Source organism: Pedobacter foliorum, from assembly GCF_013266735.1.
GTDB classification, from domain to species: domain Bacteria; phylum Bacteroidota; class Bacteroidia; order Sphingobacteriales; family Sphingobacteriaceae; genus Pedobacter; species Pedobacter foliorum.
Map to the genome: position 1 here is coordinate 280,577 of NZ_JABSNU010000001.1, position 25,949 is coordinate 306,525.

Consider the following 25,949-nt stretch of genomic DNA (forward strand, 5'->3'; position numbering starts at 1 on the left):
TTAAATCTCATCAAATCTTTCATAGCGGGTTTCGCCAGTTAGTATAAGTTCGTTGGTGTCTTTGTCAATGGCAAAATCTATATCCATGGTATGTGTGTCGGTGTAATCAATTGCTGCACACATAGAAAATTCGCTGATCTGATAACATGCTTTAAACTTCCCCTTTAAGTTTTCATCGCTAACGAGGGTATCTTTTAGTATTTCCACGTTTTCAATTTTACCCTTGCCATAATCATAGTCCAAAATCAACTTGTCCAATTCCCCTGTTTTATTGATATGATGCTCCAGAAGCTGAATCAGCTGTTTGTTGTTTTCTTTAGTATCATAAAAAAGTGACGCCTCTATTTTAGTCTTTCTGGTAATTGCTGACATGGTCTGAATATTTTTTTTTAAACCTTATACAATATTACTGTTAAATATACGTCTTTGTATTGAGAGCGTTAATTTAGATAAGCGGGAACGGTTGGTATGATCGTTCCCGCTTTCTTTTTTTTAGTGGAGACGGTTGTCATTTGATACAAAAAATCATTACTAACCGATTAAAAAAAAGGCAGGTATTCAAAGGGCTCCTCCTCAATTGTAAGTCAAATTTAGATTTTAGTCTCCTGATAGTGTTTTAAATGTCGATTAATACCCATAAATGGGTATTGTACGATCTTGATGTTAAAGTTATTTTAGCTGGAAAATATCAAGATCATGACGCTCACAAGAAAAATACTAGTCATCTTTATTGCTGTATGCTCTGTTTTCCTTGCCTGCAAAAAGGACAAAGAAAAGAAAGAACAAAAAACGCAAGAAGTGGACAACACCGCGGCGATACACAACAACAAGATTCTGCCTGGTACAGGAAACTTCTTTGTTTCAAAATCATTTCTACCAGATCAGGCCACACAATTGATTGCAAAACTGGCCTATAACGGTGACTCTGTATTCTATTTTGGAAGTACAAATTCAGAAGCAAAAATAACCAGATTGCATACGGTTATGGTGTCAAAAGGTGCCGGGAAATACTTTGTGACAGAATATGGGGAAGATGATGTTTCTACGATATCCTATCACATTTTAAATGGTGTAAAGGATAATCTGGTTGCTAAAACAACTTTATTTAGTGAAACATTGAAAGAGGTTTCTATATTAAATTATGATTGGATCAATCATACCGGCCTAGTCATTGCCGCAATCACATACGAGAACAACCTTCCTGTAAAAACGTCCGCCATAAAAAGTTCAGGCAATGCAAAAATAAGTGCCGCAAAATCAAGCTCCGGGAATTCCTGGACAAAAGACTGTGGGCAACCTGCTCCTGAAAATTCGAGTTCTATGGATAAATACCTTTACGACGCCATGCAGTTCATATCCTGTAATGGCACGCATCCAATCAATGAACCTTGGCTGGCACTGGACGACAAAATTAAAAACTCGCCGAATGCAGATGAAATACAACAGAAATTTAATGATCTTAAAGACAACAATGGATCATTCACATCTATTTTCGCGCAACTAAAGTCAGCGATCAATAGACTCAAGCCTACAATGAGCACATTAGATCAAATGGATTGGTTAAAAAAGTTATTAAAGAAGTTTTCTGAGGATAACTCAAAGAAGGGGGTTCTAGCACTTTCACCAACGAATTCTAATCTCATTTACAAAGAAGGTATTGATAAAAAGGTAATGGTTGTACTAAGCCTAACAAAGCCCAACACCAATGAACCTTACAAAGAAACAAGTGAACTGGTTACCGTCTCGCTAAAGAAAGACAACACCATCATCTATGATGAAGTAGAATATACCAGCAAAATAGATGGTAATGCCATGTTTCTGATCAATATTGATGACATTCCCAATCTTGGCTCCACTTCAGAGTTAACTGGAGAATATGGGTTTAAAAATCAGACTGAGAGAAGATCATTTAAAATCAGTTTAAAATGGATAGTTCCAAATATTTCCATTTATTCCGGACAGAATCAAAGCGGAGAATATAGCAAAAAACTAAAAAAGCCATTGGTTATAAAAATAGTTGACAATGATGGTAATCCTCTTAGTAAATGGCCAGTCAATTGGTCTGTTAAAACGGGAGATGGTTTCCTTACCTCTGATGGTGAGACCGATGCATCCGGACTGGCAGAAGCTGACTGGACATTGGGTGCTGCAGGGGCGCAAGAGATTGAGGTGACAACCAAAAGAAAAAATGGGACATCAGATCCGGATTCGAAAGTTAATTTCAGGGCTATTGTAACACCCTGTTCTCAAGCACTTGAACCCGTAATTAATGACATTTCATTCAGTTGTAATGCCGCTGGGGAATATGGGGTCTACGTTTCTTTTACTTCAGTTGGATCTGATTTGATAGTTGGAGGCGGCTCGGGGACTTGTGATCTCAAAACCAACTGTTATCCTTCACGCTTATTAATAAAGGATACCTTCGGTACAAGCGAAACTTTTGATGTCGCAGCTAACGCTTATAACGTAAAGCTTTCCTCAGGAACTTTAAGAGAGGGTGTTTTGGAATTTGTATTTACATATACCGGCAAGTGCATTCCCGGTAAAACTGCCAGGGAATCATTCGATTATTATCTTTCTCGCTTTTTGTGGAAAGTTCAGGTGATGAATCAATGTAATAAGCGCTCTGCAGAAGTTTCTTTTTAGCTCCATATGCATTAAACTTTAAAGCCAAAAAGGCTGTATCATTTTATAAAACAAATGATACAGTCCTTTAATTTTACTTGCGATCACTTCGGACTTCGCTTGGACTCAACTCTGACTCAGGTCAGACTAAAGTCTGAAAAGACCTACTTGTAGGCCAAATTGATTCCCCATTTCAGGGTTAACTAAACACCACTGCGTTTAGCAGATGAGTGTTATCGTTTCCCAAAATCAGAAGGACGGATATTTGTTAGCTGATAAAACGCCTTACTAAACGCCGCCAAGCTATTGTACCCTGTTGCATAAGCAATCTCACTTGTCGATTTATTGGTTTGCAGGATCATTTCAATAGCCCTAACTGTCCTCAATAATTTTAGGTATTGTAGAAAAGAAATGCTCATTACAGATTGAAATAGTCTGGAAAGCGTTCTTTCTGCTATACCAAATCTCTTCGCTATCTCTTCTAAAGTCAACGGTTCATTATAGTGACGAGCCAGAAATGCGATAATTGGCAGTAAGCGCTCGTTATTTGTAGTCGGCAATGCAATAGGGAATTCTTTAACACCAAGCTGAGGAAGCAGGTTTTTTAAAGAAGATAAAAATTGAAAAGGAACCACATTGTCCGGAGCTATAGAACCATTCCATTTCTCGGTAAACACAATCATCTCCAATAAAAGATTATTGACCGGATAGATGCCTAACTGCTTAAAAAAGGGGGTGTTATCATCATCTTGGTTAGAGAAATAGATGTTTCGGATAACTGTTCCATGGTGCCTGACTTCAAGAAAGTGTGTTAAGCCAACAGGCACCCATACATAATGCCTTGCAGGGATAATATAGGTGACACTTTCTATATGTATAAAAGCTACTCCGCCCTGAACATAGGTTAATTGGCCTTTAGTATGCGAATGAGCAGGTAACTTACGTTCCAGTTTTTCATGTAAAACGAATATACTGTCTGGCTTTAAGTCAATTACATTCAGGTACTCCGAAGTTTGTAAAGTATTCATTGGCTGGAATGGACAAATAATTGGCAATATAGATAAAATTACAGCTTTATCATATGTCTACCTTTGTGTATTCAATACACTATATGTACCCCTTTAAAAAACACTATGCTCTTATCTCGCTCTCAGTCCTCATTTCAAGTACTACATTAGCTCAACAGGAGCCATTGGCAAGTCACTTATCATTAACAGAAGTCTGGAACAAAGCAGAAACCAATAGCAAGGCTATCAGAATGCAGAGTTTGAAACTCAGCGAATCTGAAGAGGCTATAAAAGATGCTAAAGCAGAGCGACTGCCTGATATTGAAGCGGAAGGCGAGTATGCAAGGGTAAGCAATATGCCCATTTATCACAATGGTCTGTTTCATACGCCATCACAATTTGAAGTGGTGCATACGGCCTATAGTTTTGGAGGCAATGCTTACCTGAACCTTTACAATGGGAATAAAACCAATTTAAAGATCAAGGAAGAGAAAGAAAAAAGAAGCCTTTCTGCGGAACAACTAAACCTGACTACCTCCGAAATCAAATTAAAAGCTGCTGCTTATTACCTTGACCTGCAAAGAAGTAAGGTTTTCAAAGAACTGTTGCTAAAAGACATCAGCGATCAGGAAAGACAACTTCAGGAGATCAAACAACTCCTTAAAAATGGAGTGATACTAAAAAGTGATGTATTACGAGCAGAGCTTAAGTTGTCGCGCCAAAAGATGTCCTTAATACAGATTGACAATGACATCAGCATTGCCAACCAAAAGCTAGCGATATTGATAGGTGAGGAGGATGATTTCAAAATAGCACCTGATTCTTTAGCGAGCACAAGTTTAGACGTTAAAACTTATCCTGAATACCTTGATGAGGCCATCTCACATTCTTACGAGTTAAAAATCTCAGAAAAGGAAACAGAGTTGAATAAGCTGGAACTTAAAAAAGTAAAAGCAAACGTGTCATTTAAAGTTGGTCTGTTTGCAAATTATGCATATTCCTATCCTCAGATTCAGTTTTATCCTTATTCTATAGCCACTTATGGACTTGGACTAAGCGGTATAAAAGCAAGCTTCCCTATATCTTCGTTTTACCACAATAAACATAAAACCAAGGCAGCAGAAATCGCGTTTCAGCGACAAGAGGTTGAACATGAAGCTACAACTGATAAAGTTAGACAAGAAGTTAACGAAGCTTATTTGAGGTACAAAGAGGCCGTCACACGGATTGATGTGGCTAAGCAGAACATAAAGCAAGCTACAGAAAACCTAAGGATCGTTAACAATACATATTTCAATCAGCTCTCACTGTTAACGGATCTTTTAGATGCAGATACACAATTGCTGCAGACCAGATTTGACCTTGCGGCATCACAGATAGCAGCACAATTACAATATTTCCAATTACAAAAAGCAATAGGCAAACTTTAAAATGCGAACTAAAAAGAAAAACTACACGAGTACTGATCAATTAATCACCAAAGTTACCGCCTGGATTGCAGGTGTTATTGTTGTTGGTTTGATGATATGGGGAGCAATTTCCTTATTGGATCTTTATAAATACGAAGAGACCAACGATGCACAAGTAGAAGAATATATAAACCCCATAACATCAAGGGTAACAGGATACATAAGAGCCATAAAATACGAAGAAAATCAAGACGTAAAGAAAGGAGACACGCTGTTGATTATCGACAATAGCGAGTACAAACTAGGTCAGCAAGAAGCGGAGGCTGCGCTGCTGAATGCACAGGCTCAGATTAAAGTAATGGAGAGCAATGAGCAAACCACGACTAAAGCTGCCAGTGTAATGAAATCTCAAATCGCTTCGGCTAAAGCGAAACTTTTAAAGCAGCAACAAGACTACGATCGTTATTCGAAGTTGTTTAAAGTAGAATCAGCTACACTTCAGCAATTGGAAAATAGTAAAGCTGCTTTGGATGTTGCAGATGCGGAATACAGGTCTGCATTGAACGGCTACGAAACCTCCGCTTCTAAAGTAAACGACATCAGATCTCAAAGAGATGTGTATTTAGCAGAAATAAAACGCAGGGAAGCCCTATTGGATAGAAACAAGCTGGATGTTGGTTACACTGTAATAACAGCCCCATATAACGGCAAAATGGGTAGAAGAACCATTCAGGAAGGTCAACTCATACAAGCAGGACAAACATTGGCTTTTATTGTAGATCAAGAAGCCGGTAAATGGGTTATTGCCAATTTTAAGGAAACGCAAATTGCCAGCATGAAACTAAACGGCCATGCGGTTATTGAAACGGATGCCTTTCCGGGAGAAGAATTTCAAGGGACTATTGTTTCTTTATCTCCTGCAACCGGGGCGAGGTTTTCGTTATTGCCACCAGATAATTCTACAGGTAATTTTGTGAAGGTGGTGCAGCGTATTCCAGTTAAGATTAAGCTAGACGACGATAAGAGATTGACGGACAAACTTAAAGCAGGAATGAACGCTATCGTTGTAATTGCTAAAAACCAATGATCGCTGTAAAACCTGTATTCAAAAGCTGGGCACCCGAGTGGCTGATCAGAGGCACAATATTCATTGTTATTTTGCCTTGTTTGTTGCTTTTTGGCTTGTCCACAGCCAATCCAGCCGCTGCCGCCGGATACTATGGTATCGAGCCTGCGGATGTTCAGTATTCAATGATTATATTTTATGCTGCTGTCGCCAGTTTCTTTGCATTAGAAAGACGCTTTTTCGTGTATTTAGCCACTAAAGAGTACTTTTTGGTGGGTATTATTTTACAGATTGTTACTTCTTATATTTGCTATAATACGCATAATTTACATACACTTTTCATTTTTAGGTTTATACAGGGGATGGCCAATTGCGGCACTACCAGTATCTGTATCACCTTGATATTTACCAGATTACAGAGTGAAAGAGCCAGAGAGATTGGTTATTCTATTTTCTATGGTATGCTATTGTGTATAAGTCCGATATCGATTTTACTTACAGCACCCGTTGTAGATGCCTACGACTATAATTTTCTGTACAAAGGGATCATATTTTGTTATATACCGGGGGCAATTTTATTGTTGTCCATCATGAATACGGTGCGTTTGAACCGTAAGATTCCACTTTATCAGGTTGACTGGGCAAGCTTTGTAATTTATGCTTTAATGCTTTGTTTTATCGGCTATGTACTGGCTTATGGTCAGCAATACTATTGGCTGGAAGATAAGCGCATCGTTAGCAGTTGCTGGGCTATATTCGGTTTGCTTATAATTCATGTTTTCAGACAGCTTAAATTGAAAAGGCCTAGTCAGGACATGGAGGTATTTAAATACCGAAACTATATTATCGGAGTGTTTTTAATCTTTGTACTGTACATTGTGCGTGGTGCATTGAACATTACCAACCTATATTTTGCCACAGTTTTAGGGATGGATCCAATCCATATTGCTTATATGATGATGGTGAATATCATAGGAATTGGCATCAGTGTTCTAATCTCTTCAAGACTCCTGATTTTAAAAAGACCCATGCGATTGATCTGGATTTATGGCTTTGGTCTGTTGTTGGTATTTCATGCCTGGATGATTTTTCTTTTTAATACTCAGGCCGACGCTTCAACCTTTGTTATCCCACTGATTATCCAGGGAATGGGAGCTGGGATGTTGATGACTCCAGTGATCGTTTTTGCGGTTTCCTCTGTTCCAGAGCGTCTAGGTGGTACTGCTTCAGCAGTTGGTGTATTTTTTCGCTTTATAGGTTTTTGCAGTAGCATAGCGCTGATTAACTTTTATCAGCTTTATAACAAAACCAATCATATCAACAGGTTTCAGGAACGTATTTCATCGTTAAACCCTGTTGCGCTGGAGAAATTGGAGATTTATAAAAGAGGATTAATGGCAAAAGGAGTTCCCTCAGGACAAGCCGTTAAAATTGCAAATGGTTTGTTAAGCAGATCTATAGAAATTCAGGCCCAGTTGAGGTCAGCTGTTGACTACTATAAGTTTATAAGCTGTTTATTGGTTGCTGTAATATTGATTATAGCCCTGATTCCTTACATCAACAGGACTATTGTTAATCTTAGAACAAAGCAACCGGCTCCGATAACCTACTAGTTTTTATATGAAAACAAAAGAGCAGGTCTTCGGCTGAATCGGCCTTTAATCCATATTCCTTTCGTGTTTCTTCGGAGAAATGTAGCTAATCTTCGAAGCAACACGAAAGGAACACCGAACAAATGTGCACTCAGTCATATGCAAGGTTTAAGTATAAGCACTATTTGTATCTAGAACTTGTAGGTAAAACCAGCGCCAAAAATCTGTTTAACCTGTAATGCTCTTTTTGTATCTCCCGACGGAGCTCCATTGGCACCTAAAATAGGTATATCAGTGTTGTCATCATATAATAGCTGAACTCCTGCATTAACGGTTACGAACTTGTTTACCTTCATGAAAAGGTTAGCGGTGTAATCGGTATAGATATTTTGAGGTTTATCCAAGTAATTAGAATACAATTTCAGGATGTTTTCAAAACTGATGTTCTCTACAAGGTTTACTTTGTAGTAAGCATCTAATGAAGCACCAAATTCATATCGTAGGTGTTTATTTTTATCTACACCAAAGGCACCCTTACTGGATAAAGTATCATTTTGTACGATTATTAATCTTGATGCAAATGGTGAAATGTTCACTCTGAAATTATCAGAACGTTTGTAAGCAAAACCAGGGCCTAAAGTCAGGTAAGCGGGTGAAAGGAAGTCTGATAGGAGTGATTTTTTGTCACCGCTATATTGATAGCCTTTAGCAAACTGTGTCTGGAAATTCGCATAGAAGGTATACAACCAGTACTGAGAGGCTTTATAGCCCAATAAGCTATTCAGAATAAGTCGGTCGTCATTTTTACGAACACCTATATTTTGTTGCTTGCTTAAACCATAACCAAGAATCACTTTATTATCCCAGGTTAGTTTGTTTTTCTTGTAGTTAAAATCATAGTTAAAAAGAATATTTCCCGCTATTGAATTAACACCTCCGGATGCCCAGTTAGAAAAAGAGCTTTGGTTGATTAAAAAGGTGTTTTCTCCGTGGATAGTCCAGTTTTTGGTGGTGTCAGCAACCGCTGCAGTTTGGGCATAGCCCATCAGACTGACAAGTGAGAGCGAGAGTGAAAGTAGTAAGTCGAGTTTTTTCATTGTGAGGAGTATTTAAGTTAAATTCTAAATTGTTTATGTTTCATCTTCCGATAAACTGCTAATCGGGTACATCTGTTTTTAGTTGTTTATCGAAAATTTATAAAAGGATTTAACAAGAAACAATTGAGTTATTTAATTGTTTTCTTGTTAAACGATTAAGCATATATTTGTTATATGAATAAAAAGGTATCCATTAAAGATATTGCTCAATCTGTAGGTGTATCTACCGCATTGGTCTCTTATGTGTTGAACAATAAAGAGAAAGAAGCGCGGGTAGGTAAGGAGATTGCGCAAGTGATAAGAGATACCGCTGCTGAAATGGGCTATCAGCCTAATCAGATTGCAAAGAGCTTAAAGACGGGTAAATCGCATACTTTTGGATTAATAGTAGCAGACATTTCTAATCCTTTTTTTGCCAATCTGGCCAGAAATGTGGAAGATGAAGCCAAGAATTTTAACTACACAGTTATTTTCGCAAGCGCAGATGAAAGCCCTAAAAAATCACAAAACCTGATTAACATTTTAACAGAAAGACAGGTTGACGGTTTTATTATCGCACCGGCAGAAAATTCGCAAGATCAGATAGCGTCTATTTTAAAAAGTAATATTCCATTAGTATTGATTGACAGGTATTTTAAAGAATTGGAAACTAATTATGTAGTGACCAATAACTATGATGCCTCGTACAATGCTGTTTCTCATTTAATAAAAGCAGGGCATAAAAACATTGGCATGATCGCTTATAGAACGGATCTGGTGCATATGCTTGACCGGAGACGGGGTTACATGGATGCACTTAAAGACAATAAGCAATTAAAAGCTAAAACACCACTGATAAAAACGGTAGACTTTGATTTTACTCAGGATGATGTAGAAGCCGGTATTAAAGAGCTATTGACTCGGAATCCTTCAATGGATGCGCTATTTTTTGCTACAAACACACTTACCTTAAAGGGTTTAAAAGCGCTAAACAATTTGAACTGTAAAGTTCCGGATGACATTGCCGTAGTATGTTTTGATGAGAGCGAGGCTTTTGATTTTTTCTATTCTCCATTAACTTATATTGAGCAACCGCTTTTAGAAATGGGTAAAAAGGCTGTTCAAATATTGATTAAGAACATCACCGATAAGAAAAGTGCCAATACGCAATTGAGTATACCGTCAAGATTGGTCGTACGACAATCCTGTGGTTCGGGGGATAGGTAGAATGCATTCATCATACTGATTAATTCGCTTCGTCATCCTGAATTTATTTCAGGACCTGGGAAGAGAACGAAATATTGTGCTTTACATAACAGGTGTGTGGTCCTGATACCGGCCTTCGCCGGCATGACGAATTCAGGCTGGGCGAGCGTATCAAGGAAATGGGCACTTAGCTGGAATATTAAAAAAAGTCAAAAAATATTTGCTCATTTAAACGTTTAAGCTTAAGTTTGATTACACAACCAATATAAACCATTTAAAACACGAAGTGCTCAGCATTTTTTTTTATCCCCTTTAGCTTAAACGTGTAAGCAAAATCAGAATTTAGAAATCTGAGGCCTACATTTCTACATGTAAAAGGTGCTAAGTAACTGATGCACATCGCAATTTAAAATTATGAGAAAGCTTTTATTACTAATCGTCGCAACTATTTTTGTTTTACCTGCTGTTGCGCAACAACCCAAGAAATTTGATGGCTTAGATATGAATCTTGGTAATTTATCAAGACTATCTGATGCAAAGAGCAGATCCATTAGCCCGGAGAACTTTACCGGTGAAAAAGGTAAGGGAGCAATGGCAGATCCGGTTAAAAACAAAGGACAGCGCAACGTAGCCAATGCTGCAAATGAGGCGCGCGATTTGGGCGTCGGCTGGAAAGTAAATCCTTTTATAATTGTTAAAAGCGGAGAAACCATAACCATTGCAGAAATGGAAGGCCCGGGTGCTATACAACAAATATGGATGACACCAACGGGAAACTGGCAGTTCTCTATTTTACGTTTCTACTGGGATGATGAGAAAGAACCATCAATCGAAACTCCTGTAGGCGCATTCTTTGGGATGGGTTGGGGAGAATATGCTCCATTAAACTCTTTACCGGTAAGCGTTAACCCAGGCAGTGCATTTAACTGCTACTGGAAAATGCCTTTCAGAAAGAAATGCAAAATCACGATCGAGAACATCAACCCAAGAGATGAGATGAGGTTATACTATCAGGTTAACTATGCACTTACTCCGGTTGCAGATGATGAAGCTTATTTTCATGCACAATACAGAAGATCAAACCCTAATACCACTTCTTTACATACTATAATTGATGGCGTAAAAGGTAAAGGACAATTTGTTGGCCTTTACATGGGACTTGGTGTAAACAATAACGGATGGTGGGGAGAAGGAGAGATTAAGTTCTTTTTAGACGGCGATAAAGAATACCCTACAATAGCAGGAACCGGAACAGAGGATTATTTCTGCGGATCATATAACTTCGATAGAGGCGGTAAATATATAGAGTACAGTACACCTTACGCTGGCTTGCACCAGGTAATCAGACCAGACGGAACCTATAAGGCTCAGCAGAGATTTGGAATGTACAGGTGGCATATCATGGATCCAATACGCTTTGATAAGGACCTTAAAGTAACCATCCAGGATTTGGGATGGAGAGATGGTGGCAGGTATTTAGCCCAGAAATCAGACATCATGACTGTAGCTTACTGGTATCAAACAGAACCTCATGGTAGCTTTCCGAAACTACCTTCGAGAGATGAATTAGAAGTTAATTAACTGTACTCTTAAAACGCATAAGATGAAATTGCTAAAGATTCCTTCACTAATAATGGCCGGCATGATGATTATTTCTTGTCAATCCGCTACCAAAAAGCAAGATGCCACAAAGGCCTATGAAAAAGGCACATTTGGTTACGATTTAAACTTCTTGAATGAAAACGACAGTATCGTTGTTTTAAAGAACCATGATGGAAGTGCCCAGCTTGCTTTATCGCCAAAATATCAGGCAAAGGTATTCACCTCAACTGCCGAAGGGCTTGATGGAAAAAGCTTCGGCTGGGTTAATTACAAGGCTTTTGGTAAGCCTTTAGACCCACATATGAATGCTTATGGCGGCGAAGACCGTTTATGGCTTGGGCCTGAGGGCGGCAAGTTTTCACTTTATTTTAAGCCTGGCGATTCGATGGTATTTAAAAACTGGAAAACTCCTGCCGGCATTGATAGTGAAAGCTGGACTTTAGTAAAATCTGACGGAAAGAGAGCTTCTTTAAATAAGGACATGGAGCTGCAAAACTATGCAGGTACTAACTTGAAAATAAAGCTGGAAAGGGATGTTGAGATCCTTGAAAAAGACAGTATAGAGAAAGCTTTAAATATTACTCTGGACACTAAAGTTAATTCGGTTGCTTTTAAAACATTAAATACGATCATCAATACCGGAACTAATGAATGGACAGAAAAAACCGGTGCTCCTTGTATCTGGAGTCTGGATATGTTTAGTCCATCACCAAAAACGGTAATTGTTATTCCTTACATTGAAAATGCACCGGGTAAAGTAGCTACAACTGATTATTTTGGAGAGATCGCAAAAGATCGCATCACTTACAAAAACGGTATTCTATTGTTTAAAGCTGACGGTAAATCTCGCGGTAAGCTAGGCATTCCTCCGCTAAGAGTTAAAAACGTTGCCGGTAGTTATGCTGCAGATCAAAACCTGCTGACCATTACCATGTTTGATGTAAACAATAAAGCTAAATACCTGAACCAGGAGTGGACACCAGATAAAGATCCTTTCAGTGGGGATGGCATGAACGCTTACAATGACGGGCCATTGGCTGATGGTTCTCAAATGGGGCCTTTTTATGAGTTGGAAAGTGTATCTCCACCTACATTCCTGAAACCGGGAGAGAAGCATACGCACATGCATAGCGTATTTCATTTTACAGGAGATAAGACCGCATTAAATGAAATTGCTAAAAAAGTTCTGGGTATCTCATTAGATGAGATTGCCGACACATTTAAAGACTAAATCGCATTGTTGGTATGGCTAACAAGCTAAGCCTGTTAGCCATACTTATATAAGTTGTAACCAAATATATACTGAATACTATGTTTAGAACGGAAAACGGCAAGAGTTATCTTATGCCCTTTATTTTCATATGCAGCTTATTCCTATTGTGGGGCTTTGCTCATGGTTTACTCGATGTGCTGGATAAGCATTTCCAAAATATCTTACATGTATCAAAAGCAGAATCAGGCTTTATACAGTTTTCTTTGTACATCGGTTATTTAGTAATGGCGGTACCGGCGGGGCTATTTATGAAACGCTTTGGTTATCAGAAGGGAATCATTTTAGGGCTAGTACTATTTGCCATAGGCGCTTTCCTTTTTTATCCTGCGGCTAAGTTTCAGACATTCATTCCTTTTCTACTGGCGCTGTTTGTACTGGCTTGTGGCTTAGCTTGTCTGGAAACAGCAGCCAATCCTTATTCTACTATCTTAGGACCTAAAGCGTATGCCGCCAGGCGGATTAACATATCTCAGTCCTTTAATGGTTTAGGATGGATATTGGGACCGTTAATGGGTGGGTTATTCATATTTGGTACAGAACACACTCCGGGGGTAGATAAGTTCGATTCGATGGTTAAGCCTTATATGATGGTAGGTGGAATTGTTGTCGTAGTTGCCATTATTTTTATGCTGATTAAACTGCCTGAGGTTAAGGAAGCCAGCGATACTGAATTGGCTGAAGACCCACCAATGCGTAACTTATTGAAGCATCCGGCCTTTGTACTGGCAGTAATTGCCCAGTTTCTATATGTAGCAGCACAAACAGGGGTAAACTCTTTCTTTATTAACTATGTTACCGAAACCATCCCTAATGTAACGGGGCCAGTTCAAAATATCATGCAACACTTGGGTTGGTTTGGCGAGGTATTTACACCTAAAAATCCTGAACAGGCTGCATCTCTTATTCTTGCGATCGGTGGAATGGGACTTTTCTGGATAGGCCGTTTATCTGGATCATACATGATGAAATATTTATCACCACAAAAGCTACTTGGCATATATGCTTTGGTTAATACCCTGCTTGTGTTTATTGTACTGCTGGAGGTTGGATGGTTCTCGGTGGTGGCTTTATTTCTTACTTACTTTTTTATGTCGATAATGTTTCCAACCATCTTTGCTTTAGGTGTATATGATTTGGGGCCCTTAACGAAAAAAGGGGCGTCATTTTTAGTAATGGCTGTAGCAGGAGGGGCGTTTTGTCCACCAATAATGGGACTTATCGGAGATAACTTCGGTATGTCTATAGCCTTTGTAATACCAATGCTATGTTTCGCATTTATTGCCTGGTATGCCATAAAAGGTATTGGCAAAAAGATCGAATCAAAAAATATTTCAATGCAACATCACTAGAACAATATACTGATGAAAAACAACGATAACCGTCGCTCATTCATTAAAAAGGTAGCTATAGGAGGTTTTGGTCTTACTGCTATGCCTTCGGTGATGCTGGCAAATGAACCTAAAGAGGAAACGCTTACTACCGATACAGAAGTATCGCAGACCGCTTCATCAAAGGGTGATAGCAAAAGAGCTTACAACAGCAGCTATAAAGAAGAACACCTCAGAAGGGTAGCATTTCCAATTGGTGGTTTAGGTGCCGGAATGTTTTGTTTAGAGGGTAGTGGAGCAATATCTCATATGTCTATTCGCAACAGACCCGAAATATTTCATGAACCTAATATGTTTGCAGCGATTGCTGTTAAAGGAGAAAAAGTTGTTGCCCGTGTACTCGAAGGTCCCGTTGAGGAATGGAAAATGTTTGGTCAGCGAGGTACCGGCAACGGAGCAAGCGGAGCCAATTATGGGCTTCCAAGATTTAACAGTGCGGTGTTTACCGATCGTTTCCCGTTTGCAACTATAGATCTTGAAGAAAAAGACATTCCTTTAAAAACCCAGATAGTAGGTTGGAGCCCTTTTATTCCTACTGACGAGGATAACTCCAGTTTACCTGGAGGCGCCTTGGAATATAAATTCACCAATAATAGTAAGGAAACAATTGAGGCTGTTTTTTCTTATAATTCAAGGAATTTTGTGTTGCAGGGCGGACAAAAAGGAGCTATAAAAAAGATGCCTAATGGTTTCATTCTATCGCAAGATGGCACCAGCGAAAAACCACACCTAAGAACTGATTTCTCAATTTTCACCGATGAACCGGCTACCGTAGACTACTGCTGGTTCAGAGGCGGTTGGTTTGACCCCTTAACTATGGTATGGAATACCATTAAAGAAGGTAAAGTTAAGGCACAGGAACCCGATTCTGATGCGCCGGGAGCTTCATTGTTTGTTCCCTTTACACTAAAACCCGGAGAACAAAAAACAGTGAGACTTATGATGGCCTGGTATGTTCCAGATTCGGACCTCCGTATAGGTGAAATGGTTATTGATCCAAAGAAAGCCGATTCGGCAGATTGCTGTGTTGTCCCATCAGCCAGTGGTCTCGAAAAGCAATCAACTTATAATTCACCAAACTATAAGCCCTGGTATAGCAGTAAATTTAAAGATATTAATGAGGTAGCGGACTATTTGTTAAATAAGTACAATGAACTGCAAAAGAAATCAATCTTATTCCGCGATGCCTTTTATTCAAGCAGTTTACCTCCCGAGGTTACTGAAGCCGTTGCTGCAAATCTTACCATTCTTAAATCTCCTACTGTATTGAGACAATTTGATGGACGGTTATGGAGCTGGGAGGGTTGTGGAGATGATGGAGGTTGTTGTCATGGCAGCTGCACACATGTATGGAACTACGCACAGGCAATCCCCCATCTTTTTCCTGTTTTAGAAAGGAGCCTGAGAACTACAGAGTTCTGTGAGAACCAGAATTTTGAAGGCCATCAGCAATTTAGAGCAAATATGCCAATAAGTTCCGCTAAGCATGATTTTCATGCTGCTGCCGACGGTCAGCTTGGGGGTATTATGAAAGTATACCGGGAATGGAGGATTAGTGGTGATGCTGTTTGGCTGAAAAAGATGTATCCGATGGTAAAGACGAGTATGGACTATGCCATCAAAACCTGGGATCCGAGAAGTAAAGGTATAATTGAAGAACCTCATCATAACACATACGATATTGAGTTCTGGGGGCCAGACGGAATGTGTACCAGTTTTTATCTGGGTGCTTTAAATGCCATGATAAAAATGGGACAGTTTCTTAAAAAGGATACCGCTAAATACAAAACGCTTTATACTGCCGGTAAAAAATTCATGGAAAGTGAATTGTATAATGGAGAGTACTTTAATCAGAAAATACAATGGACAGGTTTAAACGCTCCAAACCCCGTAAATCAACAATCGTTTGCTACCCAGTATACTTCAGAAGCATTGGAGATATTGAAAAATGAAGGCCCAAAATACCAGTATGGAACCGGTTGTTTATCTGATGGTATTCTTGGAGGATGGATTTCGAAAATGTGCGGGCTTGAAGAACCATTGGATATTGAAAAGACCAAAAGCCATTTACTGTCTGTTCATAAATATAACCTGAAAGCTGATTTAAGTGATCACGTAAATCCTCAGCGTCCATCCTATGCTGCAGGACATGAAGGTGGATTGTTGTTGTGCTCCTGGCCAAAGGGAGGCATGCTTTCCTTGCCATTTGTTTACAGTAATGAAGTGTGGACTGGCATTGAATATCAGGTTGCATCGCATTTGATGCTCATGGGGCAAGTTAATGAAGGCTTAGCTATTGTAAAAGCTTGTCGTGACCGATATGATGGACGGGTTCGTAATCCTTTTAATGAATACGAATGTGGGCATTGGTATGCCAGAGCCATGTCTAGCTATGGACTGCTTCAAGGACTTACCGGTGTGCGGTATGATGCCGTGGACAAGGTCTTACATGTAGATTCCAAAGTCGGTGACTTTACAAGTTTTGTCTCTACAGCTACCGGATTTGGCACTGTACATTTTAAGGATAATAAAGTCTCACTAAATGTTGCTTACGGGAGTATACCGGTTAAAAAAACTATGATAGCTGGTAAAGAATCAAAGTTCTCTTAGTTTATATTAAAATCAGCGTTATGAAATTATATCTCATTGGTGGTTTTCTGGGTAGCGGCAAAACAACAGCTATTCTAAATGCAGCTATTGAACTGATCGGGAAAGGAATACAGGTGGGCGTTATCACCAACGATCAGGGAGTAGAACTGGTTGACACCAGGTTTATTAAGCATGCCAATATTCCGGTTATGGAAGTAACAGATGGTTGCTTCTGTTGCAATTATGATAAGCTTGATGATCAGATAGCAGCCTTAAAAGAGAGCGATCATGTTGAAGTAATATTTGCTGAATCTGTTGGTTCATGTACAGATATGATTGCTACAGTGGTTAAACCTTTAGAAAAATTCAATAAAGACATAGAAACTGTAATTACTGTTTTTGTTGATGCCAATGTGTTACCTACAATGCTTCAGGGAGCTCCTTTATTTACAGATAATGTGAGTTACATCTATAAAAAGCAAATTGAAGAAGCTGATTTATTAGTGGTAAATAAAATTGATTCATTAAGCGAAGTGGAATTTGAAAAAATGAAACTACTGGTGGGTAAAAAGTATCCTGATAAAACGACGCTGTTTCAAAATTCACTTGATGAATCGAGCATAAACGATTGGATGGCAGCATTGGTTGATTTTAAAACAAAGACCAGAGACTCCTTAGTAATAGATTATGATGTTTATGCTGCCGGAGAGGCAGAGTTAGCTTGGCTTGACTTAGAGATCGAACTATTTACAGGCACTAATGATGCATTTGGAGAGGGAAAGGCATTGATTACGGAGTTTCATGAAGCAATAGATAGGGAGAAATTAGCTATAGGTCATTTGAAATTCTTTATTGACGATGGAACACAACAGGAGAAAATCAGCTTCACTGCCGGAACTCAGTCTTCTTTAAGTGGAAATAGAAAAACATCTTCAGGTAAAGTAGACATCCTTATCAATGCAAGGGTACAATCAGACCCTAACCATCTTGAGTCACTCTTATTGAATCTGATTCAGGAAGCGGAGAAAAAAAATGGCTATAAAGTAGTTCAAAAAAAGCTGTCATCTTTTAAGCCTGGCTATCCCAGGCCAATCCACAGAATACCTGACTAATTCAATAAGCCCAATAGTATGAAAGTTGAGGATAAAACAGTGGTATCTATTAGATACAAAATGCAGAATAGCAAAGGAGAAATACTTGAGGATAATCTTAATGGTTTACCTGTTCACTATTTGCATGGTATTGGCTCGATATTACCCGCACTTGAAGCAGAATTAGAAGGATTAAAAGAAGGGGAAGAAAAACAGCTATTCCTTTCGAAAGAAAAGGGCTATATGGACTTAGATGATGAATTCTATATTGAAGTTGTAGTCGATAGTATTCGTTTTGCAACAGATAAAGAAATAGAAGGAGGATTAAATCCTCAGGTAGCTGATAGTTATTGTGGTCCTGAAGGATGTTGTTAGAAAAGATTTGAAAAAATAAACAGTTGGTTAATGAAATCGAGGACATTAAAAATAAATAGTACAGACAATATAGAAGTAGCATTGTCGGATTTAAAAGTAGGGGAGTCTGTAAGTACTGATAGTGGAACATACAATTTGATTACTGATGTGCAGGCAAAGCATAAGTTTGCCACTGTAGACTTGCAAGAAGGAGATGATGTTATCATGTATGGCGTACTTGTAGGCAAAGCGACTAAAACCATTAAAAAAGGTGAAGTAATTGCTACAGGTAATGTTAGTCATGCCGCTAACAATTACAAACTTAAGGAAAGAAAAACCAGTTGGGAGGTGCCTGAAACATCATCATGGAACGATAAAACCTTTATGGGGTATCATAGAGAAAACGGAACTGTTGGTGTAGCCAATTACTGGCTCATCATCCCTTTGGTATTCTGTGAGAATAAGAATGTGCAGGTGATTCAGGACGCCTTTATGAAAGGATTGGGGTATCATGACAATGACTCTTCTTACTACAGTCAGGTGCAGCAATTGGTTAAGATGCATAGGGCAGGCATATCAAAAGAAGATATACTGAGTATAGATCTGGATATGACCAACGCCGATGCTGAGGCTGAAAACCGGGTGTTTCCAAACATTGACGGTGTTAAGTTTTTAACGCATTCATTAGGTTGTGGTGGCACAAAAGACGATGCCATTAACCTTTGTGGACTGCTCGCCGGATACATTACCCATCCTAATGTAGCAGGGGCTACAGTATTAAGTCTGGGCTGTCAGAATGCGCAAATACCATTGCTTAAACAGCAGATTGCCAAGCGTGATCCTAACTTTAGCAAACCCTTGTATTGTTTTGAACAGCAGGAAGTAGGTTCTGAATCTGAGTTAATGAAACGGGCCATTAAACAGACTTTTACAGGTTTAATAGAGGCCAATGCGTATAAACGTAAACCAGCGCCTTTAAGTAAACTTTGCATTGGATTAGAATGTGGAGGATCAGATGGCTTTTCCGGGATTTCAGCAAATCCTGCTTTAGGCTACACATCTGATCTTTTAGTTGCTTTAGGTTCATCAGTAATCCTTTCGGAGTTTCCGGAGCTTTGTGGCGTTGAACAAGAGTTGAGCGATCGATGCATAGATGAGCACGTTGCGCAAAAGTTTATGACGCTAATGACCGCTTACCACGAAAGGGCAAAAGCAGTGGGATCAGGCTTTGATTCAAATCCTTCTGCAGGTAACATTCGCGATGGCTTGATTACAGATGCCATTAAATCTGCAGGTGCAGCAAAAAAGGCAGGTACATCTCCGGTTATAGACGTACTGGATTATCCTGAGCAAGTTTCTAAGCCAGGCCTCACCTTGTTATGTACTCCAGGTAGTGACATAGAATCAACAACTGCCGAAGTTGGGGCAGGGGCCACCCTTGTGTTTTTTACTACCGGGTTAGGCACGCCAACCGGTAATCCGATTGCTCCTGTGGTTAAAATCTCAACCAATACCACACTGTATAAAAAGATGAATGACATCATTGATATCGATGCAGGAACTATAATAACAGGCGAAGAGACAATTAAACAAGTGGGAGAACGCATTCTGGACTACATCATTGAGATCGCCAGCGGACAGCTGAAAGCCAAGGCCGAAGTACTGGGACACAACGACTTTATCCCATGGAAAAGAGGGATATCATTATAAAAAACAGACATTTTCATTATTAAAAGGAGAATATGAAACTATATAAAACTAAACAAGGTGCAATTTTGCATAGTGATACTGGATACTATTTATTAAATACTGACTGGGATACTTTGATCAATAATGATAATCTACATCAGCATTTACTTCATTTATCAACTAAAGGGAGGATTTTGCAAAACGATGAAGCATTGGCAATATTAGAAAATGATATTGAAGCTCCGATTGGACAGCAAGAAGTATGGGCAGCTGGGGTAACTTATCTGCGCAGTCGCGATGCCCGTAAAGAGGAATCTCAGGATTCTGGCGGTGCAAGTATGTACGATAAGGTTTATGATGCAGACCGCCCGGAATTGTTCTTTAAGTCCTTACCGCATCGCGTCGCGGGTCATAAACAGCATGTAAATATCAGAAAAGACTCCACCTGGAATGTGCCTGAACCCGAGTTAACTTTGTTTATCAATTCATCTGGGAACATACAAGCTTATACTGTAGGCAACGATATGAGTTCCAGAAGTATCGAAGGAGAAAACACATTGTATCTGCCTCAAGCTAAGATTTATGAAAGAAGTGCTGCATTAGGGCCATGTTTATATGTCCCTGAAGCACCAATTTCGGACAAGACAATGATAGAAATGGTGATAAAGAGAAATAGTAAAGAGGTATTTCGTGATTCGGTTTCGATTAGCAGAATGAAACGTTCACTAAACGAATTGGTGATCTACTTATATGCCGAATGTGACTTCAAGAACGGCTGCTTTTTAATGACCGGAACTTGTATAGTACCTCCTAATGACTTTACTTTGAATGAAAAGGACGAGGTTAGCATTACTATTGACAATATTGGAACATTAACAAATCATATTGCTATTCGTTTATAACGGGAGTAGCTTTAAATTTTAGAAAGAATTATGTCTATAACAGGTGAGAATTTTATTGGAAATATTCGTGGTAGTAAAGGTAAAGACAGCTTTCAGGCTTCTGACCCTGCAGGGAATGTGTTAATGCCCGAAAGGTTTATTTATGCTACAGAAACTGAGTTTGAACAAGCGTTAAAGTTGGCACAAAATGCCTTTGTAAATTATAAAAACACTTCTACTAAGCAGCGGGCAGAATTTTTAGAGGCGATTGCTGATGAAATAATGGCACTTGATGAGTTATTAATAGCAAGAGCGGTTGCAGAATCAGGCTTACCAGTAGGAAGAATAACCGGTGAAAGAGGTCGTACCTGTGGTCAGCTAAAGATGTTTGCTCAGTTGCTTCGTGATGGCTGGTATGTAGATGCAAGAATTGATACCGCACAACCTGAAAGGGCTCCTTTGCCAAAGTCTGACATCAGAAGAATGCTTATTCCAATTGGCCCTATAGCAGTTTATGGTGCCAGTAACTTCCCTTTGGCTTTCTCTACTGCCGGCGGAGATACTGCTTCTGCACTTGCCGCAGGATGTCCTGTGATTGTTAAGGCGCATCCTTCACACCCTGGTACAAGTGAGTTGATCTCATCTGCAATCATTAAAGCTGCTCAAAGAACCCAAATGCCAGAAGGTGTATTCTCTGCCTTAAATCTTACTAATGATCAATCGGTAAAGCTTGTCCAGCATCCGGTAATAAAGGCTGTAGGTTTTACAGGATCCAGAAAAGTAGGGATGATACTTTATACTGCAGCAGTTAACAGAGCTGAGCCCATTCCTGTATATGCCGAAATGAGCGCTATAAATCCGGTTATTTTAATGGAAGAAGCATTGAAAGTCAAAGGAGAAGCAATTGCGAAGGGATTAGCCGGCTCTGTAACCATGGGGGCAGGTCAGTTTTGCACTAACCCTGGATTGGTAATACTGATTGAAAGCGAAGCAAGTAAGGCTTTTTTGAACCACTTTGTGCAACATTTAAGTGCGACTGAACCTGCAACAATGCTAAACAGGAATATTTGCGAATCTTATGGGAAGGGCCTGGAAGCAGCAAAAAAGATTAATGGAGTTCGTGTTTTGGCTCAAGGTTCAAAGGCCGCGGATGGCAATAGAAATGAAGCCAGACCAATGGCATTTACAGTTTCTGCAGAAGACTTTCTTTCCAATAAGGAGTTGACTGAAGAGGTTTTTGGACCGGCAACTCTTTTTGTATTGACAAAGGATACCGTGCAACTTCATCAGGTTCTAAATCAACTGGATGGGCAACTTACAGCGACAGTACATGCAGGACCAGCTGACAAAAACAACTTAATCCCAATAATTGATATTATCACTCAAAAAGCTGGTCGTGTTATCTATAATGGTTTCCCAACAGGCGTAGAAGTTTGCCATTCCATGCAACATGGCGGACCTTTTCCTTCAACTACAGACGGGAGATCAACCTCAGTAGGTACTGCAGCTATTTATCGTTTTTTAAGACCGGTATCCTATCAGGATATTCCAGATGAATTACTTCCAGAGGCCTTGCAAAACAGTAACCCATTGAGTATTTTGAGGTTGATAGATGGAGCATGGAAAACTGATTTAATACCTTAACTTCGCGCTTATTTTTAAGTTATGAATTGGGAAAAGTTACTGTCATCAAAACGATGGGGAAATGAAGATAGGTTTATTGGCAATCAGAAAGAAGCTCGGTCAGAGTTTCAAAGGGATTACGACAGGATCATCTTTTCTTCGCCATTTAGAAGATTACAAAACAAAACCCAGGTATTTCCATTGCCGGGCAGTGTGTTTGTCCATAACCGGCTTACGCACAGCCTAGAAGTAGCAAGTGTTGGGCGCTCATTGGGCACCATCTTTTACAATAGAATAAAAGATGGAGACGCAAATATCGATGAAACATGCCCCTTGCTTTGTGAAATAGGAAACATTGTAGCTTCAGCTTGTCTGGCCCATGATTTAGGAAACCCGGCTTTTGGCCATTCCGGAGAGTCGGCTATATCTCATTATTTTAGTGATGGCGATGGTAAAGTATATCAGCAGCAGGTAAATGAAGCCCAATGGGAGGATTTGATCCACTTTGAAGGAAATGCCAATGCGTTAAGAATATTAACCCATCCCTTTGCCGGAAAGGGGACAGGAGGCTTTGCATTAACCTACTCAACCCTTGCAGCCATTGCTAAGTATCCCTGTGCATCAATTGCCGGACACAATAAAAAGAACATTTACACTAAGAAATACGGGTTCTTTCAGTCGGAGCAAAGCGGATTTGAGAAGATAGCCCTAGAGATGGACCTGATTAAGGTTCAGGAATCACCGTTGATTTACAAGCGCCACCCATTGGTATATTTAGTTGAGGCTGCGGATGATATTTGCTACAACATCATCGATCTTGAAGATGCACACCGTTTAAAAATACTTTCCTACAAAGAAGTAGAAACATTGCTTTTGCCTTTATGTAATGATGCCAAAATGCCATCCAGATTAGCTGAAATGGAAGACGATGATGCAAAAATCACCTTGATGAGAGCAAAATCGATCAGCACACTGATATGGCAATGCTCGAATGTGTTTTACCAGGAACAGGATGCTATATTAAGTGGTGATTTCAATAAAAGCCTGATGGATGCAATTGAAGAGCCATTTTTAGCTGTAATGAAAGAAATAGAAAGGATTTCCATCAGGAAAATCTACAATTATTCATCTGTGGTACAGATTGAAGTTGCAGGTTATCAGGTGATGGGTGGGCTTTTGGAAGAGTTTATTCCTGCGTATTTACAAAATGAATCAAAATACCATAGGAAACTTGTTGAATTGATACCAAAGCAATTTTTAACACAGAAAGATGATGTTTATTCTAAAATCCAGAGTGTACTTGATTTTGTCTCCGGAATGACTGACATCTATGCGGTAGAGTTGTTTAGAAAAATCAAGGGAATATCTTTTCCTTCTATGAGCTGATGACTATTTTTTATGTTTCTTCCTATAGTCGGATGGAGATGTGCCAATGAGCTTGCTAAATAACCGTGAAAAATAGTATTGGTCGTCAATGCCTATCAATGAGCAAATCTCTTTAATGCTTTTATCTGTAAAATACAGGTATTGACAGGAATGTTGTATTTTAAGCTGGTTGTAATAGACAATTGGTGAGATACCGGTTTTTTGCTTAAATATCCTTAAGTAATGTGATAAGGAAATCTTTTGCTGGTCAGCAAGCTGATTGACTGTAAGTTTTTTATCAAGATTATCTTTCATAAATGAAATCGAGTTACTTACAGCATCTTTATTATATACGGAAGGGTTTATCTCTTTGTAGTAAATTAGCGAGGTTACAAAATAGAGTAATCTAAAGTTCATGATCTCCATTTCTTTTGTTCCAAAACTTTCCTCGAGCATGGTGTAGATTTGATTGAAGATATTAATTCTGTCTTGCTCAAAAGGGATTGAATGTACCTTAGGATGACCCTCAACGAGAGAACGTTCATAAATCATTCTTGAATTAACACCACTAAAATGCATCCAGTATATACTCCATGGATTTTTTAATGAACTAAAGTACCTGTGAGATACATCTTTAGGAATGATGAAAAATGTATTTGCTGTGAGTGCGTAGGTATTATGATCTAGCTCAACTGTGCCTTCTCCATCAATACAGTATAGTAGGATAAACTCAGCTGAACCTGTTTTTCTTTCCCGATCATGCCCTAAAGCATGTGGATAGTAGCCTATTGCGGTTAGATAAAAAGAATTAATCAGCGGATTATCCTTGATGCTTTTCCTGATATTTGGAGTAAGGACGATCATTTTCTGTCCTAAAAAACCTTCCTTAATTTTCTTTTTTTCTTCCGTCATATTAAATACTAAGGTATAATAAATGTAATTAATTTTGCAGTTTGTAACACTTCAGTTATGATAACATTATCCATTATTCATTTTAGTTAGTCCATTTATAGCTTCCAAATTCGACGTAAGTTTATCCTTAACTAATATAAATGGAACAGGTTAATCAAATAATTACGTCGTAAAGGTGGTAAACAGCAGGATATCAAGAAAACTCTGGGGGAACTTTAGTGATCAGAACATCTATCTTTTTAAGATAAAGAATAAGAGTGGGGCTTTTGTAGAATTGACCAACTATGGAGCTACAATTGTTTCAATGGTGGTGCCTGACAAGAACGCTACAATGGCTAATGTTATTTTGGGCTTCCCAGAACTGCAAGGCTATATTGATGATGATTGCTACTTGGGGTCAACCGTAGGCAGATTTGCCAACAGGATTTCTAAAGCAACATTTAGTATTGACGAGGTCAGGTATAAACTCGAAGCAAACGACAATGGCAATTCGAATCATAGTGCATCGGCCGGATTTAATGGTAAAGTGTTTGATTATGCTATAGAAGATGATAAGTTAATACTTAGCCTATTAAGCAAGGATGGTGACGGAGGGTATCCTGGAAATCTTTTACTAACGGTGTGTTATCAATGGACAGATTTGAATGAACTTTTAATCAGTTATACTGCAGAGACGGACAAGAAAACAATTGTCAATATCACAAATCACAACTACTTTAATTTGTCCGGAGGTAGTGGTAATTTATTCAATCATGAGCTCACCATTGATGCTGCCTTAATGGTGGAAGCTACCGACGATTTTATACCTACCGGTGCAATAGTAGCTGCGGGTGATCTTGAATTTAAAAATACTAAAATAGCGGACAGAATAAGCGACTATCTGAATAAGCCAAAAGGATTGAATATATGTTATGTTCTAAATGGTAGAGAAAAGGCAGCCACATTAAGAGATCCTGAGTCAGGGCGATTATTAGAGATTTACACCACATATCCAGGATTAATGCTGTATACCGGAGACTACCTTAGGACTAAGCATCCCGGTCACTTGGGCGTACCTTACAAAGCATTTGACGGACTTTGCTTAGAATGTCAATATTATCCGGATAGTCCAAATCAACCAGATTTTCCTTCAACAATACTTCATCCTGGCCGTATCTACCAGGAAAGTATCACTTATAAATTCAGTACAGAACATAAATAA

20 protein-coding genes are annotated in these 25,949 nt (G+C 39.0%); 16 read left to right on the forward strand and 4 right to left on the reverse strand.

Going from position 1 to position 25,949, the window contains the following annotated elements; all coding sequences use genetic code 11:
* Entirely contained in the window at window positions 1-372 is a 372-nt protein-coding gene (locus HQN83_RS01255; protein ID WP_173087799.1) for a hypothetical protein, read from the reverse strand.
* Window positions 373-696: 324 nt separating this feature from the next.
* Here HQN83_RS01255 and HQN83_RS01260 point away from each other — a divergent pair, with 324 nt between their 5' ends.
* Window positions 697-2,646: an Ig-like domain-containing protein gene (locus HQN83_RS01260; RefSeq protein WP_173087801.1), complete on the forward strand. Its 1,950-nt coding sequence runs from the start codon at window positions 697-699 to the stop codon at window positions 2,644-2,646.
* A 212-nt stretch (window positions 2,647-2,858) separates the two neighbouring features.
* Here the strand turns inward: HQN83_RS01260 and HQN83_RS01265 are convergent, their stop codons facing one another.
* Window positions 2,859-3,653: a helix-turn-helix domain-containing protein gene (locus HQN83_RS01265; RefSeq protein ID WP_173087803.1), complete on the reverse strand. Its 795-nt coding sequence runs from the start codon at window positions 3,651-3,653 to the stop codon at window positions 2,859-2,861.
* A gap of 83 nt (window positions 3,654-3,736) precedes the next feature.
* Between HQN83_RS01265 and HQN83_RS01270 the strand changes: the two genes are divergently transcribed.
* From HQN83_RS01270 to HQN83_RS01280, 3 genes are read left to right on the forward strand one after another with little or no spacing between them, the layout of a single operon-like run.
* Window positions 3,737-5,062: a TolC family protein gene (locus HQN83_RS01270; RefSeq protein WP_173087805.1), complete on the forward strand. Its 1,326-nt coding sequence runs from the start codon at window positions 3,737-3,739 to the stop codon at window positions 5,060-5,062.
* Between the two features lies 1 nt (window position 5,063).
* Window positions 5,064-6,128, forward strand: coding sequence for an HlyD family secretion protein (locus HQN83_RS01275; RefSeq protein ID WP_173087807.1), 1,065 nt, complete (start codon window positions 5,064-5,066; stop codon window positions 6,126-6,128).
* Window positions 6,125-7,720, forward strand: coding sequence for an MFS transporter (locus HQN83_RS01280; RefSeq protein WP_173087809.1), 1,596 nt, complete (start codon window positions 6,125-6,127; stop codon window positions 7,718-7,720). The genes HQN83_RS01275 and HQN83_RS01280 overlap by 4 nt, the downstream gene beginning before the upstream one ends.
* Before the next feature lie 170 nt (window positions 7,721-7,890).
* Here the strand turns inward: HQN83_RS01280 and HQN83_RS01285 are convergent, their stop codons facing one another.
* Window positions 7,891-8,796: a DUF3078 domain-containing protein gene (locus HQN83_RS01285; RefSeq protein ID WP_173087811.1), complete on the reverse strand. Its 906-nt coding sequence runs from the start codon at window positions 8,794-8,796 to the stop codon at window positions 7,891-7,893.
* A 174-nt stretch (window positions 8,797-8,970) separates the two neighbouring features.
* Between HQN83_RS01285 and HQN83_RS01290 the strand changes: the two genes are divergently transcribed.
* The 11 genes from HQN83_RS01290 (at window position 8,971) to HQN83_RS01340 (ending at window position 23,857) form a co-directional block, all read left to right on the forward strand.
* Complete coding sequence (locus HQN83_RS01290; protein WP_173087813.1) at window positions 8,971-10,002, forward strand: LacI family DNA-binding transcriptional regulator; 1,032 nt, start codon at window positions 8,971-8,973, stop codon at window positions 10,000-10,002.
* 393 nt (window positions 10,003-10,395) lie between these two features.
* A complete protein-coding gene (locus HQN83_RS01295; protein ID WP_173087815.1) occupies window positions 10,396-11,562 on the forward strand; it encodes a glycoside hydrolase family 172 protein in 1,167 nt (388 codons plus the stop codon).
* Between the two features lie 22 nt (window positions 11,563-11,584).
* Window positions 11,585-12,814 carry a DUF6786 family protein gene (locus HQN83_RS01300; RefSeq protein ID WP_173087817.1) on the forward strand — a complete coding sequence of 410 codons (1,230 nt, stop codon included), beginning with the start codon at window positions 11,585-11,587 and terminating at the stop codon, window positions 12,812-12,814.
* Between the two features lie 80 nt (window positions 12,815-12,894).
* Window positions 12,895-14,205: an L-fucose:H+ symporter permease gene (gene fucP / locus HQN83_RS01305; protein ID WP_173087819.1), complete on the forward strand. Its 1,311-nt coding sequence runs from the start codon at window positions 12,895-12,897 to the stop codon at window positions 14,203-14,205.
* A gap of 12 nt (window positions 14,206-14,217) precedes the next feature.
* On the forward strand, window positions 14,218-16,854 hold the full coding sequence (locus tag HQN83_RS01310) for a GH116 family glycosyl hydrolase (protein ID WP_173087821.1): 2,637 nt from the start codon (window positions 14,218-14,220) through the stop codon (window positions 16,852-16,854).
* 20 nt (window positions 16,855-16,874) lie between these two features.
* On the forward strand, window positions 16,875-17,945 hold the full coding sequence (locus HQN83_RS01315) for a GTP-binding protein (RefSeq protein ID WP_173087823.1): 1,071 nt from the start codon (window positions 16,875-16,877) through the stop codon (window positions 17,943-17,945).
* Window positions 17,946-17,963: 18 nt separating this feature from the next.
* Window positions 17,964-18,299, forward strand: coding sequence for an FKBP-type peptidyl-prolyl cis-trans isomerase (locus HQN83_RS01320; protein ID WP_173087825.1), 336 nt, complete (start codon window positions 17,964-17,966; stop codon window positions 18,297-18,299).
* A 30-nt stretch (window positions 18,300-18,329) separates the two neighbouring features.
* Window positions 18,330-19,988, forward strand: coding sequence for a UxaA family hydrolase (locus tag HQN83_RS01325; RefSeq protein WP_173087827.1), 1,659 nt, complete (start codon window positions 18,330-18,332; stop codon window positions 19,986-19,988).
* Window positions 19,989-20,020: 32 nt separating this feature from the next.
* Complete coding sequence (locus HQN83_RS01330) at window positions 20,021-20,869, forward strand: fumarylacetoacetate hydrolase family protein (RefSeq protein WP_173087829.1); 849 nt, start codon at window positions 20,021-20,023, stop codon at window positions 20,867-20,869.
* Between the two features lie 30 nt (window positions 20,870-20,899).
* Complete coding sequence (locus tag HQN83_RS01335) at window positions 20,900-22,492, forward strand: aldehyde dehydrogenase (NADP(+)) (RefSeq protein ID WP_173087832.1); 1,593 nt, start codon at window positions 20,900-20,902, stop codon at window positions 22,490-22,492.
* Window positions 22,493-22,513: 21 nt separating this feature from the next.
* A complete protein-coding gene (locus HQN83_RS01340; RefSeq protein ID WP_173087834.1) occupies window positions 22,514-23,857 on the forward strand; it encodes a deoxyguanosinetriphosphate triphosphohydrolase in 1,344 nt (447 codons plus the stop codon).
* Window positions 23,858-23,860: 3 nt separating this feature from the next.
* Here the strand turns inward: HQN83_RS01340 and HQN83_RS01345 are convergent, their stop codons facing one another.
* Window positions 23,861-24,748 carry an AraC family transcriptional regulator gene (locus HQN83_RS01345; protein ID WP_173087836.1) on the reverse strand — a complete coding sequence of 296 codons (888 nt, stop codon included), beginning with the start codon at window positions 24,746-24,748 and terminating at the stop codon, window positions 23,861-23,863.
* A 175-nt stretch (window positions 24,749-24,923) separates the two neighbouring features.
* Between HQN83_RS01345 and HQN83_RS01350 the strand changes: the two genes are divergently transcribed.
* Window positions 24,924-25,949, forward strand: a complete 1,026-nt coding sequence (locus HQN83_RS01350) for an aldose epimerase family protein (RefSeq protein WP_173087838.1) — start codon at window positions 24,924-24,926, stop codon at window positions 25,947-25,949.

What these genes read in the sequence shown, in the direction of transcription:
- HQN83_RS01285 (WP_173087811.1), bottom strand. Translation starts at nt 8,796, where the DNA reads ATGAAAAAACTCGACTTACTACTTTCACTCTCGCTCTCACTTGTCAGT.
- HQN83_RS01255 (WP_173087799.1), bottom strand. Translation starts at nt 372, where the DNA reads ATGTCAGCAATTACCAGAAAGACTAAAATAGAGGCGTCACTTTTTTAT.
- HQN83_RS01315 (WP_173087823.1), top strand. Translation starts at nt 16,875, where the DNA reads ATGAAATTATATCTCATTGGTGGTTTTCTGGGTAGCGGCAAAACAACA.
- HQN83_RS01345 (WP_173087836.1), bottom strand. Translation starts at nt 24,748, where the DNA reads ATGACGGAAGAAAAAAAGAAAATTAAGGAAGGTTTTTTAGGACAGAAA.
- fucP (WP_173087819.1), top strand. Translation starts at nt 12,895, where the DNA reads ATGTTTAGAACGGAAAACGGCAAGAGTTATCTTATGCCCTTTATTTTC.
- HQN83_RS01340 (WP_173087834.1), top strand. Translation starts at nt 22,514, where the DNA reads ATGAATTGGGAAAAGTTACTGTCATCAAAACGATGGGGAAATGAAGAT.
- HQN83_RS01295 (WP_173087815.1), top strand. Translation starts at nt 10,396, where the DNA reads ATGAGAAAGCTTTTATTACTAATCGTCGCAACTATTTTTGTTTTACCT.
- HQN83_RS01290 (WP_173087813.1), top strand. Translation starts at nt 8,971, where the DNA reads ATGAATAAAAAGGTATCCATTAAAGATATTGCTCAATCTGTAGGTGTA.
- HQN83_RS01260 (WP_173087801.1), top strand. Translation starts at nt 697, where the DNA reads ATGACGCTCACAAGAAAAATACTAGTCATCTTTATTGCTGTATGCTCT.
- HQN83_RS01325 (WP_173087827.1), top strand. Translation starts at nt 18,330, where the DNA reads ATGAAATCGAGGACATTAAAAATAAATAGTACAGACAATATAGAAGTA.
- HQN83_RS01275 (WP_173087807.1), top strand. Translation starts at nt 5,064, where the DNA reads ATGCGAACTAAAAAGAAAAACTACACGAGTACTGATCAATTAATCACC.
- HQN83_RS01310 (WP_173087821.1), top strand. Translation starts at nt 14,218, where the DNA reads ATGAAAAACAACGATAACCGTCGCTCATTCATTAAAAAGGTAGCTATA.
- HQN83_RS01280 (WP_173087809.1), top strand. Translation starts at nt 6,125, where the DNA reads ATGATCGCTGTAAAACCTGTATTCAAAAGCTGGGCACCCGAGTGGCTG.
- HQN83_RS01270 (WP_173087805.1), top strand. Translation starts at nt 3,737, where the DNA reads ATGTACCCCTTTAAAAAACACTATGCTCTTATCTCGCTCTCAGTCCTC.
- HQN83_RS01300 (WP_173087817.1), top strand. Translation starts at nt 11,585, where the DNA reads ATGAAATTGCTAAAGATTCCTTCACTAATAATGGCCGGCATGATGATT.
- HQN83_RS01320 (WP_173087825.1), top strand. Translation starts at nt 17,964, where the DNA reads ATGAAAGTTGAGGATAAAACAGTGGTATCTATTAGATACAAAATGCAG.
- HQN83_RS01335 (WP_173087832.1), top strand. Translation starts at nt 20,900, where the DNA reads ATGTCTATAACAGGTGAGAATTTTATTGGAAATATTCGTGGTAGTAAA.
- HQN83_RS01330 (WP_173087829.1), top strand. Translation starts at nt 20,021, where the DNA reads ATGAAACTATATAAAACTAAACAAGGTGCAATTTTGCATAGTGATACT.
- HQN83_RS01265 (WP_173087803.1), bottom strand. Translation starts at nt 3,653, where the DNA reads ATGAATACTTTACAAACTTCGGAGTACCTGAATGTAATTGACTTAAAG.